Below are 17,354 nucleotides of genomic sequence, written 5' to 3' on the forward strand. Positions count from 1 at the left end.
ACGAGAAAGCTGAACCCAAGTGCGAGTAGCGCAATCCTGGCTGACCGAGATCCTGCAGCGTGCCACCCCGGAGTGGAGCGTCACTGCGGAGGAACTCGACGCGGGATTCGTCCGGGTCGGGCTCGAGGTCGAGGACATCGAGACCCTCGAACGTATCGACAACCTGGTGGTCGGGCGGGTCGTGGAGATCACCGAACTGGAGGGATTCAAGAAGCCCATCCGGTTCTGCAAGGTCGAGGTGGGCGAGGACGAGCCGCGCGGCATCGTCTGCGGTGCCCGCAACTTCGCCGAAGGTGACCTCATCGTCGCCGCTCTTCCCGGCGCGGTCCTGCCCGGCGGGTTCGCCATCGCGAGCCGCAAGACCTACGGGCAGGTGTCCGACGGGATGATCTGTTCGGTGAGCGAGCTGGGGGTCGGCACCGACCACTCCGGCATTCTGGTGCTCGAGCCGGGCAGTGCCGAACCCGGAACGGACGCGAACGATCTGCTGGGGCTCGGCGACACGATCGTGGAACTGAACATCACGCCGGACCGCGGATACTGCTTCTCCGCCCGCGGCCTGTCCCGCGAACTCGCCTGCGGCTTCGACCTCGAGTTCGTCGATCCCGCGCAGGTCACCCCGCTGCCCGCCGACGGTGGGGAGGCGTACCCGATCCGGCTCGAGCCGGAGACGAACGCGTCCCGCTTCGCCGCCCGGCGAGTGACCGGAATCGACCCGAAGGCCGTGTCGCCGTGGTGGCTGCAGCGCCGCTTGCACACCGCCGGCGTGCGCCCGATCTCCCCGGCGGTCGACGTCACCAACTACGTGATGCTCGAACTCGGCCAGCCGCTGCACGCCTTCGACGCCGCGACGCTCCAGGGTGACATCGTGGTGCGCCGGGCACGTGCGGGGGAGAAGCTCACTACCCTCGACGGGGTCGAGCGCGACCTCGATCCCGAAGACGTCGTGATCTGCGACGATTCGGGCGTCATCTCCCTCGCCGGAATCATGGGCGGTGCCACCACCGAGGTGGGGGACTCCACCACGGACGTCCTTCTCGAAGCGGCCACCTGGGATCCGCTCGCGGTGTTCCGAGGAAACCGGCGACACAAGCTCACGAGCGAGGCCGGTAAGCGTTTCGAGCGCACGGTCGACCCCGCCGTCGCGCGCGCCGCGCTCGACCGCGCCGCGTCGCTGCTCGTCGAGATCGCCGGCGGCACCGTCGAGTCGACGCTCACCGACATCGTCTTTCCGACCGAACCCGTCTCGATCCGGATGGACATCGACCTCCCGGACCGCATCGCCGGGGTGAGCTATCCCAACGGCACCGCCGCCCGTCGCCTGACGCAGATTGGATGCGCCGTGGAGGTGGGCGTCGGAGAGGACGGCCACGGCCAGCTTGTGGTGACGCCGCCGTCGTGGCGCCCAGACCTGCGTCAGCCCGCAGATCTCGTCGAGGAAGTGCTGCGCCTCGAGGGACTCGAGCAGATCCCGTCGGTGCTCCCTGCCGCTCCCGCGGGACGCGGACTCACCCCGGCGCAGAAACGCCGCCGGGCGGTCGGCCGGGCGCTGGCCTACGACGGATACGTCGAGGTGCTCGCCCCTGTCTTCCTGCCCACCGGCGTCTTCGACACCTGGGGATTGGACGCCGACGATCCGCGTCGCGTCACCACCAAGGTGCTCAACCCCCTCGAAGCGGACCGCCCGGAGTTGGCCACCACGTTGTTGCCCGGTCTCCTCGAGGTGATGGTCCGTAACGTCTCGCGTGGCCAGCGCGACCTGGCGTTGTTCTCGATCGCACAGGTGGTGCAGCCCGGACCGGAGACGGTGTCGGTTGCGCCGCTGCCTGTCGACCGGCGTCCCAGCGACGACGAGATCGCGACGCTCGAAGGGTCGCTTCCGGCGCAACCCGTGCACGTCGGAGGTGTGCTCGCCGGCATGCGCGAGCCCGCCGGGCCGTGGGGACCGGGGCGCGCCGCCGAGGCGTCCGATGCGTTCGCCGCCGCCGAGACCATCGCCCGGGCCGCAGGTGTGCAGCTCGGACGCCGTGCAGCGCAACACCTTCCGTGGCATCCGGGCCGCTGCGCCGAGCTCCTCGTCGACGATGTCGTCGTCGGGCACGCCGGCGAGTTGCATCCTGCAGTGGTCGAGCGGGCCGGATTGCCCGCGCGGACGTGTGCGTTCGAACTCGATCTCGACGCCCTGCCGATCGTGGAGTCGCTGCCCGCTCCGGTGGTCTCGCCGTTCCCGGCGGTGCTCCAGGATGTCGCGGTGGTGGTGGAGTCGTCCGTGCCGGCCGCCTCGGTCGAAGCCGCGCTGCGCGCGGGCGGAGGTGAACTGCTCGAGGACATCCGGCTGTTCGACGTGTTCGAGGGTGAGCAGGTCGGGGAGAACCGTAAGTCGCTCGCGTTCGCGTTGCGTTTCCGGGCACCGGACCGCACGCTCACCGAAGACGAGGCGAGCGCGGCCCGTGACGCTGCCGTCGCGGCGGCTACCGCTGCGGTGGGCGCGGAACTGCGTCGCTGAGGACGTCGTCGCCGGGGTGTCGCGCCGCGTTGCCGCACGACACTCCCGGTGGTTGTCCGTGGCACGTAACCTGGAGATATGAGTACGGACGAGCGGAACCACGGCAGTACACCGGAGCCCGAGACGCCGGCTGAGCCCGCGCCGGACGTCACACCGGCCGAACCCGGGACGCCCTCGGTGCCCGACGTTCCGCCGGGACCGGATATTCCGGATGTGCCGCCGACCGATCCCGAGCCGACGACCGACCCCGGCCCTACCGGTTCGGGAGTCCGGGCGCCGACGATCGAGGAGATCACCGGCTACACCCGCGACGGAGTACCCACGCTGGACTCGGTGCGGAAGAAGATCGAACACCGGTCGGCCACGGCGATCGGTGCGGAGGAACTGGCGCGCGAAGGTGCGTCCGGGCGGAGCCTCGAGGACGAATACGAGGCGCGGCAGGCGGCGGCGGCCGACAAGCTGGCGGAGATCCGGCGGTCGCTGCGCGCGGAGTGATCCACCGCTCGATGAAATGATTTGCATCATCGTGCATAATCAATCGTATGGGTAATTCACCGGCATTCACGGCGACGCCGCAGTCGCCGCTACGTGTGGCCGTCGCGGGAGCGAGCGGCTACGCGGGCGGCGAGATCCTGCGCCTCCTCCTCGGCCATCCCGCGTACCAAGACGGTTCGCTCGTCATCGGCGCGCTCACCGCCGGAGGGAACGCCGGGTCCACTCTCCGCGAGTTCCATTCCCATCTGCTGCCCCTCGCCGACCGGGTCCTCGCACCCACGGACCTCGAGACCCTCGCCGGGCACGACGTGGTCTTCCTCGGCCTGCCGCACGGCCACTCGGCGGTCATCGCCGAGCAACTTCCCGAGACGACGGTCGTCATCGACTGCGGCGCCGACTTCCGGCTCAATTCCGGCGACGACTGGAAGCGCTGGTACGGCACCGACCACGCGGGCACCTGGCCGTACGGCATGCCCGAACTCCCCGGCGCACGCGACAAGCTGATCGGCGCGACCCGTATCGCGGTCCCCGGCTGCTACCCGACGTCCGCATCGCTCGCCCTCGCTCCGGCGGTCGCCGCCGGCATCGTGGAACCCGCGGTGCAGATCGTCGCGGTCTCCGGCACCTCCGGCGCCGGCAAGTCGCCGAAGGTCGACCTGCTCGGCTCCGAGGTGATGGGTTCGGTACGGGCCTACGGCATCGGCGGCGCCCACCGCCACACCCCCGAGATCAAGCAGAACCTCTCGGTGCTTGCCGGCACCGACGTCTCCGTGTCGTTCACCCCGGTTCTCGCGCCCATGCCCCGCGGCATCCTCGCGACCTGCACGGCGCCGACCACGGCCACCGCCGACGAGGTCCGCGCCGTGTACGAAAAGGCCTATGCCGACGAAGCGTTCGTGCACCTGCTCCCCGAGGGCGTGCTCCCCGCCACCGGCTCGGTGATCGGTTCCAACGCCGTCCAGCTCGCCGTGACCGTCGATCCCGACGCGGGCCTGCTGATCGTGATCGCCGCGCTCGACAACCTGACCAAAGGCACCGCCGGAGCCGCGGTGCAGTCCATGAACCTGGCGCTCGGACTGCCCGAAGGCGCCGGCCTGTCCACCGTAGGAGTGGCGCCGTGACCGACCTGACCGACAGCACGACGGAGGACAGCGTGGACAGCGCCTACGCACACGCCGAGGAGATCGCCGGTGGACGGCTCATCCGCACCCAGGGTGTGACAGCCCCCGCAGGTTTCCGGGCCGCCGGCATCCGGGCGGGCATCAAAGCCAACGGCAACGCCGACCTGGCGCTCATCCTCAACGAGGGACCCGAACTCGCCGCAGCAGGCGTGTTCACCACCAACAAGGTCAAGGCCGCACCGGTGCTGTGGTCCCAGCAGGTCCTCACCAACGGGGCACTGCGCGCCGTGATCCTCAATTCCGGCGGTGCCAACGCCTGCACCGGCCCCGGCGGCTTCCAGGACACCCATGCCACCGCCGAGGCCCTCGCCGACGCGCTGAGCAACTGGGGAACCGAGACCGGCGCGGGCGAGATTGCCGTGTGCTCGACCGGGCTCATCGGCGACCGGCTGCCCATGGACAAGGTCCTCTCCGGCGTCGGTGAGATCGTCCACGAACTCGCCGGGGGCATCTCCGGCGGCACCGACGCCGCCCACGCCATCATGACCACGGACACGGTCCCCAAGCAGGCCGCACTCCACCACGCCGGCAACTGGAACGTCGGCGGCATGGCCAAGGGCGCCGGCATGCTCGCCCCCGCACTCGCGACCATGCTGTGCGTGCTCACCACCGACGTCGTCGCCGGACGCGAGCAACTCGACCGGGCACTGCGCCGGGCCACCCGGAGAACCTTCGACCGTCTCGACATCGACGGCGCGACGTCCACCAACGACACCGTGCTGCTGCTCGCCTCCGGCGCCAGCGGAGTCAGCCCCACGCAGGACGAACTCGACGCGGCCGTACTCGCCGTATGCGACAGTCTCGCCGACCAGATGATGGCCGACGCCGAGGGCGTCACCAAGCGCGTCACCGTCACCGTCCGGGGCGCCGCGAGCGAAGACGACGCTCTCATCGGCGCCCGGACCGTCGCCCGCGACAGCCTCGTCAAGACCGCTCTGTTCGGCTCCGACCCCAACTGGGGACGGGTTCTCGCCGCCATCGGCATCGCCCCCATCGAACTCGACCCGAACACCATCAACGTCCTGTTCAACGGGCAGCCCGTGTGCATCGGCGGAGTCGGCGCACCCGGTGCCCGCGAGGTGGACCTGTCCGGCATGGACCTCGCCCTCGACATCGATCTCGGACTCGGCGACGCCGAGGTGTCGATCCGCACCACCGACCTGTCGCACGCGTACGTCGAAGAGAACTCGGCGTACTCGTCATGAGCGCCCCGGTGGCCGGAGACGGCATAGCTACGGACCTCATCGCGAGCCTGACCGCGCACCAGAAGGCATTCGTCCTCGCCGAGGCACTGCCGTGGCTGCAGAAGTTCCGCGACAAGATCGTCGTCGTGAAGTACGGCGGCAACGCCATGATCGACGACCGGCTGAAAACGGCGTTCGCAGCCGACATGGCGTTCCTGCGCACCGTCGGCATCCACCCCGTCGTCGTGCACGGCGGCGGCCCCCAGATCAACGCGATGCTCCGCCGGCTCGGAATGGAAGGCGAATTCCGGGGCGGCTTCCGGGTCACCACGCCCGAAGTCATGGACATCGTGCGGATGGTGCTCTTCGGCCAGGTCGGCCGCGAACTCGTCGGCCTGATCAACGCGCACGGCCCCTACGCCGTGGGTATCTCCGGTGAGGACGCACAGTTGTTCACCGCGACCCGCCGCACCGTCGTCGTCGACGGCACGGACACCGACATCGGGCTCGTTGGCGACGTCACCACCGTCAACCCCGCCGCCGTACTCGACCTCATCGCCGCCGGCCGCATCCCCGTGGTGTCGACGATCGCGCCCGACATCGACGGCGTCGTCCACAACATCAACGCCGACACCGCCGCCGCCGCGCTCGCCGAAGCGCTCGGCGCCGAGAAACTCGTCGTGCTCACCGACGTGGAGGGCCTGTACACGAACTGGCCCGACCGGTCGTCGCTGACCTCCGCCATCGACGCCGCCACGCTCGCCGAACTGCTGCCCTCCCTCGACTCGGGGATGGTGCCGAAGATGGAAGCGTGCCTGCGGGCCGTGGAAGGCGGGGTGCCGACCGCCCACGTGATCGACGGCCGTCAGCCGCATTCGGTGCTGCTCGAACTGTTCACCGAGGAAGGCATCGGCACGATGGTCACCCCGACTCAGAGCACCGCCACGCACACCCCGACGGAGCTTCCCGTCACGGAAGGAAACGCATGACCGGCACGTCCGAGCTGCAGCAACGCTGGGCAGGCTCGCTCATGAACAACTACGGCGTACCCAAGCTGGCGCTCGTCGCCGGCGACGGTGCGGTCGTCACCGACGCCGACGGCATGCAGTACCTGGATCTGCTCGGCGGCATCGCGGTCAACAGCCTCGGTCACCGGCATCCCGCGATCCTCGAGGCCGTCACAGCTCAGCTGGGGCAACTCGGCCACGTGTCGAACCTCTATGCCTCCGCGCCCGTGGTGGAACTGGCCGAGCAACTGCTCGGGCACTTCGGGCATCCCGGCCGCGCGTTCTTCTGCAACTCCGGCACCGAAGCCAACGAAGCGGCCTTCAAGATCGCACGCCTCACCGGACGGCCGAAGATCATCGCGGCCGAGAAGGCCTTCCACGGCCGCACCATGGGCGCCCTCGCGCTGACCGGCCAGCCCGACAAGCGGGCACCGTTCGAGCCGATGCCCCCCGGCGTCGAGTTCGTTCCCTACGGCGACATCGCTGCCCTCGACGCGGCCGTCGACGAGGACACCGCCGCAGTGTTCCTCGAACCCATCATGGGAGAGTCCGGTGTCGTCGTGCCGCCGGAGGGCTATCTCGCCGAAGCCCGTCGCATCACCCGCGAGCGCGGCGCGCTCCTCGTGCTCGACGAGGTTCAGACCGGTATCGCCCGCACCGGCACCTTCTTCGCCCACCAGGCCGTCGGCGTCGTACCCGACGTGATGACCCTCGCCAAGGGACTCGGCGGTGGCCTGCCCATCGGGGCCGTTCTGGCCACCGGACCGGCCGCCGACCTCTTCCAGCCCGGCAAACACGGCACGACATTCGGCGGGAACCCGGTGTGCGCCGCTGCGGCGCTCGCCGTGCTGCGCACCATCGACGAGCAGAACCTGCTCGACCACGTCGACACCGTGGGCAAGACGCTGAGCGCCGGCATCGAATCCCTCGGGCACCCTCTCGTCTCCCACGTGCGGGGCTCCGGACTGTTGCTCGGCGTGGTGCTCACCGACGCCAAAGCCGCTGCCGTCGAAACCGCCGCCCGCAGCGCCGGGTTCCTCGTCAACGCCGCGGCGCCCGACGTGATCCGGCTCGCGCCGCCGCTCGTGCTCACCGAGACCCAGGCGGAGAGCTTCGTCGCCGCATTACCCACCATCCTCGATACTGCTGTGCGGGAAGGGAACTGACGTACCGTGCTCCGACATCTTCTGCGTGACGACGACCTGACACCTGCCGAACAGAGCGAGATCCTCGACCTCGCCGCCGAACTGAAGAAGGCCCCGCTGTCGCGGCGCCCGCTCGAAGGTCCCTTCAGCGTCGCGGTGCTGTTCGACAAGCCGTCCACCCGCACCCGTTTCTCCTTCGACGCGGGCATCGCCCAGCTCGGCGGGCACGCCATCGTCGTCGACGCCGGATCCACCCAGATCGGCAAGGGCGAAACCCTCGAGGACACCGCCCGCGTCTTCTCCCGCTTCACCGAGGCCGTCGTCTGGCGCACCTTCGGCCAGGACCGGGTCGAAACGCTTGCGGCGAACTCCAGCGTGCCCGTGGTCAACGCCCTCACCGACACCTTCCACCCGTGCCAGGTGCTCGCCGACCTCCAGACCATCCGCGAGCACAAGGGCCGCACCCACGGCCTGAAACTCTCGTACTTCGGCGACGGCGCCAACAACATGGCCAACTCGCTGATGCTCGGCGGCGTCACCGCCGGACTCCACGTCACCATCGCGTCCCCGGCCGGGTTCCTGCCGGATGCGGACATCGTGGCGGCCGCCCGCCGGCGAGCAGAGGAGACCGGTGGCAGCGTGACCGTCGTCGACGATCCCCGCGCGGCGGCGACCGGCGCCGACGTCCTCGTCACCGACACGTGGGTGTCGATGGGCCAGGAAGTCGACGGCAAGGACCGCGAGGCGCCGTTCCGGCCGTACCAGCTCAACAGCGAGCTGCTGGCACTGTCGGACCCCGCCTCCATCGTGCTGCACTGCCTGCCCGCCTACCGCGACAAGGAGATCACGGCAGAGGTCATCGACGGACCCCGCTCCGTGGTGTGGGACGAGGCGGAGAACCGGCTCCACGCGCAGAAGGCGCTGCTCGTATGGTTGCTCGAGCAGCGCAGGAACTGATCGTGAACACCGCGGAGGGAGCACCCGAACGGGTCGGCACTGCCGCCCCGACACGGGCGGCACGGCAGGCGCGCATCACCGCGCTCCTGGCGACTCGCGCGGTGCGCAGCCACACCGAACTCGCGACCCTGCTCGCGGCCGAAGGAGGCATCGAGGTCTCCACCGCGACGCTTTCCCGTGACCTCGAAGAACTCGGCGCCGTCAAGCTGCGCGGCGCAGACGGGGGAGCGGGCGTGTACATCGTGCCGGAGGACGGCAGCCCCGTCCGAGGAGTGACCGGCGGAACCGATCGGCTCTCCCGGCTGCTCGGCGAGTTGCTCGTCTCCACCGACGCCAGCGGCAACATCGCGGTGCTACGCACCCCACCGGGGGCAGCGCACTATCTGGCCAGTGCACTCGATCGGGCATCATTACCTGAGGTGGTCGGCACGATCGCCGGGGACGACACCATTGCGGTGATCGCCCGGGAACCGATGACAGGGGCCGAACTGGCATCCCTGTTCGAATCACTGGCCTGACCCATCACCTCACAGACGTAAACGAAGAAAAAGAAGGAGCACAAGACAATGGCCGATCGCGTCGTACTCGCCTACTCGGGCGGGCTGGACACCTCCGTTGCCATCAGCTGGATCGGCAAGGAGACCGGCAAGGAGGTCGTCGCCGTCGCCATAGATCTCGGTCAGGGCGGCGAGGACATGGAGGTCGTGCGTCAGCGCGCCCTCGACTGCGGTGCCGTCGAATCGGTGGTCGTCGACGCCAAGGACGAGTTCGCGGACGAATACTGTCTGCCGACCGTCCAGGCGAACGCCCTGTACATGGACCGCTACCCGCTGGTCTCGGCGATCAGCCGGCCGCTGATCGTCAAGCACATCGTCAAGGCTGCCCGCGAATTCGGCGGCACCATCGTCTCCCACGGCTGCACCGGCAAGGGCAACGACCAGGTGCGCTTCGAGGTCGGCTTCGGCGCCCTCGCTCCCGACCTGCAGGTCATCGCGCCCGTGCGCGACTACGCCTGGACCCGTGAGAAGGCGATCGCCTTCGCCGGCGAGCACAACCTGCCGATCAACGTCACCAAGAAGTCCCCGTTCTCCATCGACCAGAACGTGTGGGGCCGCGCCGTCGAGACCGGTTTCCTCGAAGACCTGTGGAACGCTCCCACCAAGGACGTCTACGACTACACCGAGGACCCGACGCTCAACTGGCAGGCACCCGACGAGCTCATCGTCTCCTTCGAGGCGGGTCGCCCCGTCGCGATCGACGGCAAGCCCGTCTCGGTGCTCGAGGCGATCCAGGAACTCAACAAGCGCGCCGGCGCCCAGGGTGTCGGCCGGCTCGACATGGTCGAGGACCGTCTCGTCGGCATCAAGAGCCGCGAGATCTACGAAGCGCCCGGCGCGATCGCGCTGATCACCGCGCACCAGGAACTCGAGCACGTCACCCTCGAGCGTGAGCTCGGCCGCTACAAGCGTCGCGTCGAAGAGCGCTGGAGCGAGCTGGTCTACGACGGCCTCTGGTACTCGCCGCTCAAGTACGCGCTCGACGCGTTCATCCAGAACACGCAGGAACGCGTCACCGGCGACATCCGGATGTCCATGCACGGCGGGCACATCACCGTCAACGGACGTCGCAGCCCCGAATCGCTGTACGACTTCAACCTCGCCACCTATGACGAGGGCGACAGCTTCGACCAGTCCAACGCCAAGGGCTTCGTCCAGATCCACGGCCTGTCGTCGAAGGTCGCCGCGAAGCGCGATCTGGGCCTGTAGTCATGGCCACCCACGGCACCAACGAAGGTTCCCTGTGGGGCGGCCGGTTCGCAACCGGACCGGCCGCCGCCATGGCGGCATTGAGCAAGTCCACCCAGTTCGACTGGGTCCTCGCTCCCTACGACGTGCGCGCGTCCCAAGCGCACGCCAAGGTCCTGCACCGGGCGGGACTGCTCGCTGACGACGACCTCGCGACCATGCTCGAAGGTCTCGAGGGTCTCGCCGCCGATGTCGCGTCGGGCGCCTTCGTCCCGGAGGAGTCCGACGAGGACGTCCACGGCGCGCTCGAACGCGGTCTCATCGAGCGGGTCGGACCCGAGGTGGGCGGGCGCCTGCGTGCCGGGCGTTCCCGCAACGATCAGGTCGCCACGCTGTTCCGCATGTGGCTGCGCGACGGCGCGCGGCACATCGCCGACGGCGTGCTCGACGTGGTCGATGCCATCGCGGGCCAGGCCGCGGCACATCCCGATGCCGTGATGCCCGGGAAGACCCACCTGCAAGCAGCCCAGCCCGTGCTGCTCGCGCATCATCTGCTCGCGCACGCGCACCCGCTTCTGCGCGACGTCGATCGGCTGCGCGATTTCGACCGGCGCACGGCGGTCTCGCCGTACGGGTCGGGCGCACTCGCGGGCTCGTCCCTCGGCCTCGACCCCGAGGCGATTGCCGCCGACCTGGGATTCGATGCAGCGGCGGACAACTCGATCGACGCGACGAGCGCCCGCGACTTCGCTGCCGAGGCGGCGTTCGTGTTCGCGCAGATCGCGGTCGACCTGTCCCGGTTGGCCGAGGACGTGATCCTCTGGAGCACACCGGAATTCGGGTACGTCAGCCTGGCCGACGCCTGGTCCACCGGGTCGTCGATCATGCCGCAGAAGAAGAATCCTGATGTCGCGGAACTGACCCGCGGCAAGGCGGGACGGCTCATCGGAAACCTCACAGGCCTGCTGGCGACCCTCAAGGCGCAGCCGTTGGCCTACAACCGGGACCTTCAGGAAGACAAGGAACCGGTCTTCGATTCGGTCGCGCAGCTGGAACTTCTGCTGCCGGCCCTCGCCGGTCTCGTGTCGACGCTGACGTTCCACACCGGCCGGATGGCCGAACTCGCGCCCGCCGGGTTCACTCTCGCGACCGACATCGCGGAGTGGATGGTGCGTCAGGGAGTGCCGTTCCGGGTCGCCCACGAAGCGGCCGGTGCCTGCGTTCGCGTGGCCGAAGCCCGCGGAGTCGGGCTCGAGGATCTCACGGACGACGAACTCGCCGCCGTAGATCCCGCGCTCACCCCGCAGGTCCGCGAGGTACTCACGGTCGAAGGTTCCATCGCGTCCCGAAACGCCCGGGGCGGCACCGCCGGAGTTCGCGTCGCCGAGCAACTCGCGACGCTCCGCGAGACCGCCGCGGCGATGCGTACCTGGGTACGCGGCTGACGCCACCGGCGTAGGTCGACGGCGGCCGTCGATTCTCTCCCCACCGGTCCCGGGCAGCGTCCGAATTGCCCGGGACCGGATCGCGGATGTGGCAGGCTTACGCGTACACCCATCATGTACCGGGGACGTGGGCGTCGTGGAGGGAAGCGATCGTGGGACTGGACAGTAGGACGGTGACCGGGCCGATGCGCCGCCTGATCGCCACGGCTCAGAACGGTCTCGAAGTGATCCGGTTCGGGGGGCTCGAACCGGACTCGTCGTCGTCGCCCTATCAGGTTGTGGAGCGCTCCGGGATGTACCGCCTCCGGCGCTACTACCCCGACTCCGAGACCGCGGTATCAGGACCACCTGTCGTGCTGGTGCCGCCGATGATGATGTCCGCGGACGTCTACGACGTGACGCGCGACGGCGGAGCGGTCGGCGTCCTGCACGCCGCCGGCCTAGACCCCTGGGTGGTGGACTTCGGCTCGCCGGACCAGGAGGAAGGCGGGTGGGACCGCACCCTCACCGATCACATCCTCGCTCTCGACGAAATCGTCGACCGCATTCACGCGTACACCGGACGCGACGTCCACCTCGGCGGATATTCGCAGGGCGGCATGTTCTGCTATCAGGCCGCCGCCTATCGCCGCAGCCGAAACATCGCAAGTCTCATCACATTCGGCAGTCCCGTCGACACCCTCGCCGCACTGCCCTTCGGCATTCCCGAAGCGGTGGCGACACTTTCGGCCGATTTCCTTGCCGACCACGTCTTCAACCGTCTCGCGATCACAGGCTGGATGGCACGCACCGGATTCCAGTTCCTCGACCCGGTCAAGACGGTACGGTCGCGCATCGACTTCCTCCGGCAACTCCACGACCGCGAAGCACTCCTTCCGCGCGAGCCTCAGCGCCGGTTCCTCGACACCGAGGGCTGGGTCGCGTGGTCCGGACCGGCGGTCGCCGACCTGCTGCGCCAGTTCGTCGCGCACAACCGCATGGTCAGCGGCGGCTTCGTCATCAACGACAAGGCCGTGACACTCGCGGAAATCACCTGCCCCATCCTGGCGTTCTTCGGGGAAGTCGACGACATCGGCCAGCCGCTCGCCGTCCGCGGCGTCCGCAGGGCAGCCCCCCGTGCCGAGGTCTACGAGTACTCCTTGAGAGCGGGACACTTCGGCCTCGTCGTCGGATCCGTTGCAGCACAACAGACCTGGCCCGCGACGAGTGAGTGGGTGCAATGGCGGGAGGGGATCGGGGACAGGCCCGTCGGGGTCACTCCGATGACCGCACCCGAGCCGAACGGGGAGGGCGACACCGGCGTTTCCATCAGTAGCCGGGTCGCGCACACCGTCGCGACGCTCGCCGACGTCGGCGCCGATTTCGGCAGGGGGATCGCCGAGGTCGCCACCGGTGCGGTGCGCGGTGCCCGCGATCTGTCCGGCGAAGCCGCGCGTGCGCTCCCGCGCCTCGCGCGCCTCGGCCAAATCCAGCCTCGAACCCGAGTCTCGGTGGGTAGCCTCCTCGCGGAACAAGGGCGGAGAGCGCCCCAGCGCGAGTGCTTCATCTTCGAAGATCGGGTGTACACGTACGAAGCGGTCAACCGCCGCATCGACAACATCGTCCTCGGTCTCGTCGACAACGGTGTCCGACCCGCCATGCATGTCGGGGTGCTCATGAACGTCCGGCCGAGCGCCATGGCGGCGGTGGCGGCGATCTCGCGCCTCGGCGCGGTGTCGGTGCTCATCCCCCCGGGGCCGGATGCGGCCGCTGCCGCACGGCTCGGCGGGGTGGAGAAACTCGTCTCCGACCCCGAGAACCTCGACCTCGCCGTCACCACGGACCTGCCGGTTCTCGTGCTCGGAGGCGGAGATGTCCGCGCGCTCGACGTCGACCCCGATGCCGATGTCGTCGACCTCGAACGCAGCGACATCTCCGACGTCCAGTTGCCCGGTTGGTATGTCCCGGACCCCGGCCTCGCACGCGAATCGGCGTTCATCCTGTTCGTGGGAAGCGGTCCGACACTCGAGATCAAGCGGATCAGCAACTACCGCTGGGCACTGTCGGCATTCGGTACCGCGACGGCAGCGTCGCTGGGACGAGGCGACACCATGTACTGCCTTGCTCCGCTGCACCACTCGTCGGGTCTGCTCGTCAGTTTCGGCGGCGCGCTGGCCGGCGGATCGCGAATCGCGCTGTCGAACGGATTGGATCCGGCGAAGTTCGGAGAGGAGATCCATCGGTACGGCGTGACCGTGGTCACCTACACGTGGTCGATGATGCGGGAAGTGCTCGACAGCCCGTCCCTGCATATCGACGCGAGCCACCCCATCCGGTTGTTCATCGGGTCGGGCATGCCCCCGGGGTTGTGGTGGCGCACGCTCGAACGGTTCGCCCCGGCGCGGGTGGTCGAGTTCTACGCGTCCGCGGAAGGTGACGTGATCCTCGCCAACGTCTCCGGATCGAAGGTCGGTTCCAAGGGGCGTCCGCTCCCGGGCAGTGCGGCGGTGTGTCTCGCGGCCTACGACCCGCTCACCGGTCGGCTCATCGAGGACGAGCGCGGATTCGTGCGCCCGTGCGCGGACGGCGAGGTCGGGCTTCTGCTCGGCAAGCCCGGGGTCGCCGGCGAAGCGCTCGGCAGCGTCATGCGCGGAGTCTTCGAAGCGGGCGACGTCTGGGTCCCGACGGAGAACCTGTTCCGGCGCGACGAGGACGGCGACTACTGGCTTCTCGACAACAAACGAAGCGTGGTCGTTACCGAGCACGGCCCGGTGTACGCGCAACCCGTCATCGACGTGCTCGGGATGATCCCCCGCATCGACCTCGCGGTGTCGTACGGGATCACTTTGGGGGACAACGACATCGCGGTCGCTGCCTGTACGCTGCGCGGGAAGAAGGCTCCGACGGCCGCCGAGATCACCGCGGCGCTCGACTACGTTCCCGACGGGGAGCGGCCCGATCTGGTCCACATCGTCCCGTCCATTCCGATGGGTCCGTCCTACCGTCCCGCCGTGGATATGCTCCGAGAACGGGGCATGCCGACTCCGACCGTCCGCTCCTGGTACGCCGACCGGGAAACCGGCACGTACCGCAGATTCACCAAGGCGGTCGCGGCTCGATGGGCAGCGGGCACGACCGGGACTGCCTCCGCCGCGCGGTAGGCTGAACCGGTTCCGTTGTGTACGAAGTCGGAAGGACCCCCGTGGCCGTCGATCCCACGCTGTTGAACATTCTCGCCTGCCCCGAGGACAAGGGGCCGCTGCTTCTCGTCGACGACACGGTTCTCTACAACCCCCGGCTGCGCCGCGCCTATCCGATCGAGAACGGCATCCCGGTGCTGCTGATCGACGAGGCCGTCTCCGTCGGCGACGCCGAACACGAGGACTACGTGGCGCGCGGCGTCCCCGGCTGGACCGAAGACTGACCCACCTGCCGGCATGAGCGCGCAGTACCTCGCATCCCTGGACCCGGTCGAGGCTGCCCACGCCTTGCTCGGGGCGGTGGTCCGCGTCGGTGAAGTCGCGATCCGGCTGACCGAGGTCGAGGCGTACGGCGGCCCCGAAGACGGTCCGTGGCCCGATCCGTCGGCGCACTCCTATCGGGGGCCGAACGTTCGCAACGCCGTGATGTTCGGACCCGCCGGGCACTTGTACGTCTACCGCAGTTACGGCTTGCATCTGTGCGCGAACATTTCGGTCGGACCCGACGGCGTCGCCGCCGCAGTCTTGTTGCGCGGAGGCGAGGTCGTGGAGGGCGAGCAATGCGCCAGAGCGCGTCGGACGCCGGGAATGCCGGACGACAAGCTCGCACGTGGACCCGGAAACCTTGCTGCGGCATTGGGATTGGATATTTCCGACAACGGTCTCGATGTGTTCTCCGAGCAGTCGCGGGTCCGCCTGGACCTCCCTGCGCGAACCGGCGAGGTCACCGTTGCCACCGGCCCCCGCGTCGGGATCAGCGTCGCCGCCGACTGGCCGTGGCGGCTGTGGATTCCCGGCTCCCCCGGGGTCTCGGCGTATCGACGGAGCCCACGCGCGCCGGCGCTCCGAGCACGAATGGGATGATCGAGCGGTGACTGAGCACATTCTCGACGAACTGACCTGGCGCGGGCTCATTGCCCAATCAACCGATCTCGATGCACTCCGACGCGATCTCGACGCAGGTCCGATCACCCTGTATGCAGGCTTCGATCCGACCGGACCGAGCTTGCACGCCGGTCACCTGGTCCCGCTTCTCGCACTCAAACGCTTCCAGCGCGCCGGGCACCGCCCGATCGTCCTCGCAGGTGGGGCGACCGGCATGATCGGTGACCCCCGGGACGTGGGGGAGCGGACCATGAACTCCGCGGACACCGTCGCCGACTGGGCGCAGCGGATCCGGGGACAACTCGAACGGTTCGTGGACTTCGACGATTCGCCGACCGGCGCCGTGGTCGCGAACAACCTGGACTGGACGGGGCGGCTGACCGCGGTCGACTTCCTGCGCGACATCGGTAAGCACTTCTCGGTGAACGTGATGCTGGCCCGTGACACCGTCAAGCGGCGGCTCGAAGGCGACGGCATCTCGTACACCGAATTCAGCTACATGCTGCTGCAGGCGAACGATTTCGTGCAGCTTCGCCGTGACTACGGGTGCGCACTCCAAGTCGGTGGCTCCGACCAGTGGGGCAACATCATCGCGGGCGTCGAACTCAACCGCCGGACCGACGGCGCGTCGGTCCACGCGTTGACGGTCCCGCTCGTGACCTCGTCCGACGGCAAGAAGTTCGGTAAGTCCACCGGCGGGGGCAGTCTGTGGCTCGACCCCGAGATGACCAGCCCGTACGCCTGGTACCAGTACTTCGTGAACGCGGCGGATGCCGACGTCATGAAGTACCTGCGCTGGTTCACATTCCTCGACCGTGACGAACTGGCCGAACTCGAAACGGCCACGGTCGAGCGTCCGCATGCCCGCGAGGCGCAGAAGCGGCTCGCGGCGGAGATGACCACGCTCGTCCACGGGGCGGCGAACACCGCAGCCGTGGAACTGGCGAGCCGGGCCCTGTTCGGACGCGGCGAACTCGCCGACCTCGACGAACCGACCCTCGCGGCGGCGCTCACCGAAGCCTCGGTGGTGGATCTGCGTCCGGGGGAGCCCGACACGATCGTCGACCTGCTCGTCGCGACCGGGCTGTGTGAGAGCAAGGGAGCTGCGCGTCGCACGGTGAAGGAGGGCGGCGCTTCGGTCAACAACGTGCGGGTGTCGTCGGAGGAGTGGACGCCGGGTGACGGGGAGCTGCTGCACGGCCGGTGGCTGGTCGTGCGCCGGGGCAAGCGGAACTTTGCCGGCGTACGAGTCGATCGAGGCTGACTCTGCGCGGTCGCCGACCGCTTTCGGGCCGTTGACCAGCGGATTTGACGGCCCGTTAGCGGCGGCGTAACTTTGTCGTCGTTCGAGCGACACGGACACCGACCCGGACCGGAAGGTACGGAGTTCACTGGTGTTCGGGTAAGTCACTTCGAACAACAAACCGAAGACCAAGAAGCGCACGAGTTGCACTCCCTGGATCGAAGGTGATAGGTTGGAACGGTTGCCCCGGAGCGGAAACGGACATAGTCCGAGACGCGAAGGTGTGCGCGTGTTCTTTGAGAACTCAACAGTGTGCCGATGAATGTCAGTGCCAATTATTTTGGTGCGATCATCCGCTTTTGGTGGATGGTCAAATTTTGAC

At 68.7% G+C, this 17,354-nt stretch carries 14 protein-coding genes; all 14 read left to right on the plus strand.

The window, feature by feature from the left end:
• The first annotated feature begins 19 nt into the window (after positions 1-19).
• On the plus strand, positions 20-2,506 hold the full coding sequence (gene pheT / locus AC0B44_RS19600; RefSeq protein WP_471904464.1) for a phenylalanine--tRNA ligase subunit beta: 2,487 nt from the start codon (positions 20-22) through the stop codon (positions 2,504-2,506).
• A 78-nt stretch (positions 2,507-2,584) separates the two neighbouring features.
• Positions 2,585-3,001 (plus strand): PspA/IM30 family protein, encoded by a 417-nt coding sequence (locus tag AC0B44_RS19605; protein WP_471904465.1) that lies wholly within the window; start codon positions 2,585-2,587, stop codon positions 2,999-3,001.
• Positions 3,002-3,048: 47 nt separating this feature from the next.
• A complete protein-coding gene (gene argC / locus AC0B44_RS19610) occupies positions 3,049-4,122 on the plus strand; it encodes an N-acetyl-gamma-glutamyl-phosphate reductase (protein WP_471904466.1) in 1,074 nt (357 codons plus the stop codon).
• Between the two features lie 32 nt (positions 4,123-4,154).
• Positions 4,155-5,387 carry a bifunctional glutamate N-acetyltransferase/amino-acid acetyltransferase ArgJ gene (argJ, locus tag AC0B44_RS19615; RefSeq protein WP_471904477.1) on the plus strand — a complete coding sequence of 411 codons (1,233 nt, stop codon included), beginning with the start codon at positions 4,155-4,157 and terminating at the stop codon, positions 5,385-5,387.
• Positions 5,384-6,355, plus strand: a complete 972-nt coding sequence (argB, locus tag AC0B44_RS19620) for an acetylglutamate kinase (RefSeq protein WP_471904467.1) — start codon at positions 5,384-5,386, stop codon at positions 6,353-6,355. Before argJ ends, argB begins: the two co-directional genes overlap by 4 nt.
• Positions 6,352-7,539, plus strand: coding sequence for an acetylornithine transaminase (locus tag AC0B44_RS19625; RefSeq protein ID WP_471904468.1), 1,188 nt, complete (start codon positions 6,352-6,354; stop codon positions 7,537-7,539). The genes argB and AC0B44_RS19625 overlap by 4 nt, the downstream gene beginning before the upstream one ends.
• Positions 7,540-7,545: 6 nt before the next feature.
• Positions 7,546-8,475, plus strand: coding sequence for an ornithine carbamoyltransferase (gene argF / locus AC0B44_RS19630; protein WP_471904469.1), 930 nt, complete (start codon positions 7,546-7,548; stop codon positions 8,473-8,475).
• Entirely contained in the window at positions 8,448-8,993 is a 546-nt protein-coding gene (locus AC0B44_RS19635; RefSeq protein ID WP_471904470.1) for an arginine repressor, read from the plus strand. The genes argF and AC0B44_RS19635 overlap by 28 nt, the downstream gene beginning before the upstream one ends.
• Before the next feature lie 48 nt (positions 8,994-9,041).
• Positions 9,042-10,241, plus strand: a complete 1,200-nt coding sequence (locus AC0B44_RS19640) for an argininosuccinate synthase (protein ID WP_471904471.1) — start codon at positions 9,042-9,044, stop codon at positions 10,239-10,241.
• 2 nt (positions 10,242-10,243) lie between these two features.
• Positions 10,244-11,665 carry an argininosuccinate lyase gene (argH, locus tag AC0B44_RS19645; RefSeq protein WP_471904472.1) on the plus strand — a complete coding sequence of 474 codons (1,422 nt, stop codon included), beginning with the start codon at positions 10,244-10,246 and terminating at the stop codon, positions 11,663-11,665.
• Positions 11,666-11,817: 152 nt separating this feature from the next.
• Entirely contained in the window at positions 11,818-14,805 is a 2,988-nt protein-coding gene (locus AC0B44_RS19650) for an AMP-binding protein (RefSeq protein WP_471904473.1), read from the plus strand.
• 41 nt (positions 14,806-14,846) lie between these two features.
• Complete coding sequence (locus tag AC0B44_RS19655) at positions 14,847-15,068, plus strand: Trm112 family protein (protein ID WP_471904474.1); 222 nt, start codon at positions 14,847-14,849, stop codon at positions 15,066-15,068.
• Positions 15,069-15,081: 13 nt separating this feature from the next.
• On the plus strand, positions 15,082-15,708 hold the full coding sequence (locus AC0B44_RS19660; protein WP_471904475.1) for a DNA-3-methyladenine glycosylase: 627 nt from the start codon (positions 15,082-15,084) through the stop codon (positions 15,706-15,708).
• 7 nt (positions 15,709-15,715) lie between these two features.
• The gene (gene tyrS / locus AC0B44_RS19665) at positions 15,716-16,993 is read left to right on the plus strand and encodes a tyrosine--tRNA ligase (protein WP_471904476.1); all 1,278 of its coding nucleotides are present in this window, start codon (positions 15,716-15,718) and stop codon (positions 16,991-16,993) included.
• The last annotated feature ends 361 nt before the right edge of the window (positions 16,994-17,354 follow it).

Source organism: Rhodococcus sp. NPDC019050 (assembly GCF_055664235.1).

What these genes read in the sequence shown, in the direction of transcription:
- AC0B44_RS19625 (WP_471904468.1), top strand. Translation starts at nt 6,352, where the DNA reads ATGACCGGCACGTCCGAGCTGCAGCAACGCTGGGCAGGCTCGCTCATG.
- AC0B44_RS19605 (WP_471904465.1), top strand. Translation starts at nt 2,585, where the DNA reads ATGAGTACGGACGAGCGGAACCACGGCAGTACACCGGAGCCCGAGACG.
- argC (WP_471904466.1), top strand. Translation starts at nt 3,049, where the DNA reads ATGGGTAATTCACCGGCATTCACGGCGACGCCGCAGTCGCCGCTACGT.
- AC0B44_RS19635 (WP_471904470.1), top strand. Translation starts at nt 8,448, where the DNA reads ATGGTTGCTCGAGCAGCGCAGGAACTGATCGTGAACACCGCGGAGGGA.
- AC0B44_RS19660 (WP_471904475.1), top strand. Translation starts at nt 15,082, where the DNA reads ATGAGCGCGCAGTACCTCGCATCCCTGGACCCGGTCGAGGCTGCCCAC.
- AC0B44_RS19640 (WP_471904471.1), top strand. Translation starts at nt 9,042, where the DNA reads ATGGCCGATCGCGTCGTACTCGCCTACTCGGGCGGGCTGGACACCTCC.
- argH (WP_471904472.1), top strand. Translation starts at nt 10,244, where the DNA reads ATGGCCACCCACGGCACCAACGAAGGTTCCCTGTGGGGCGGCCGGTTC.
- argB (WP_471904467.1), top strand. Translation starts at nt 5,384, where the DNA reads ATGAGCGCCCCGGTGGCCGGAGACGGCATAGCTACGGACCTCATCGCG.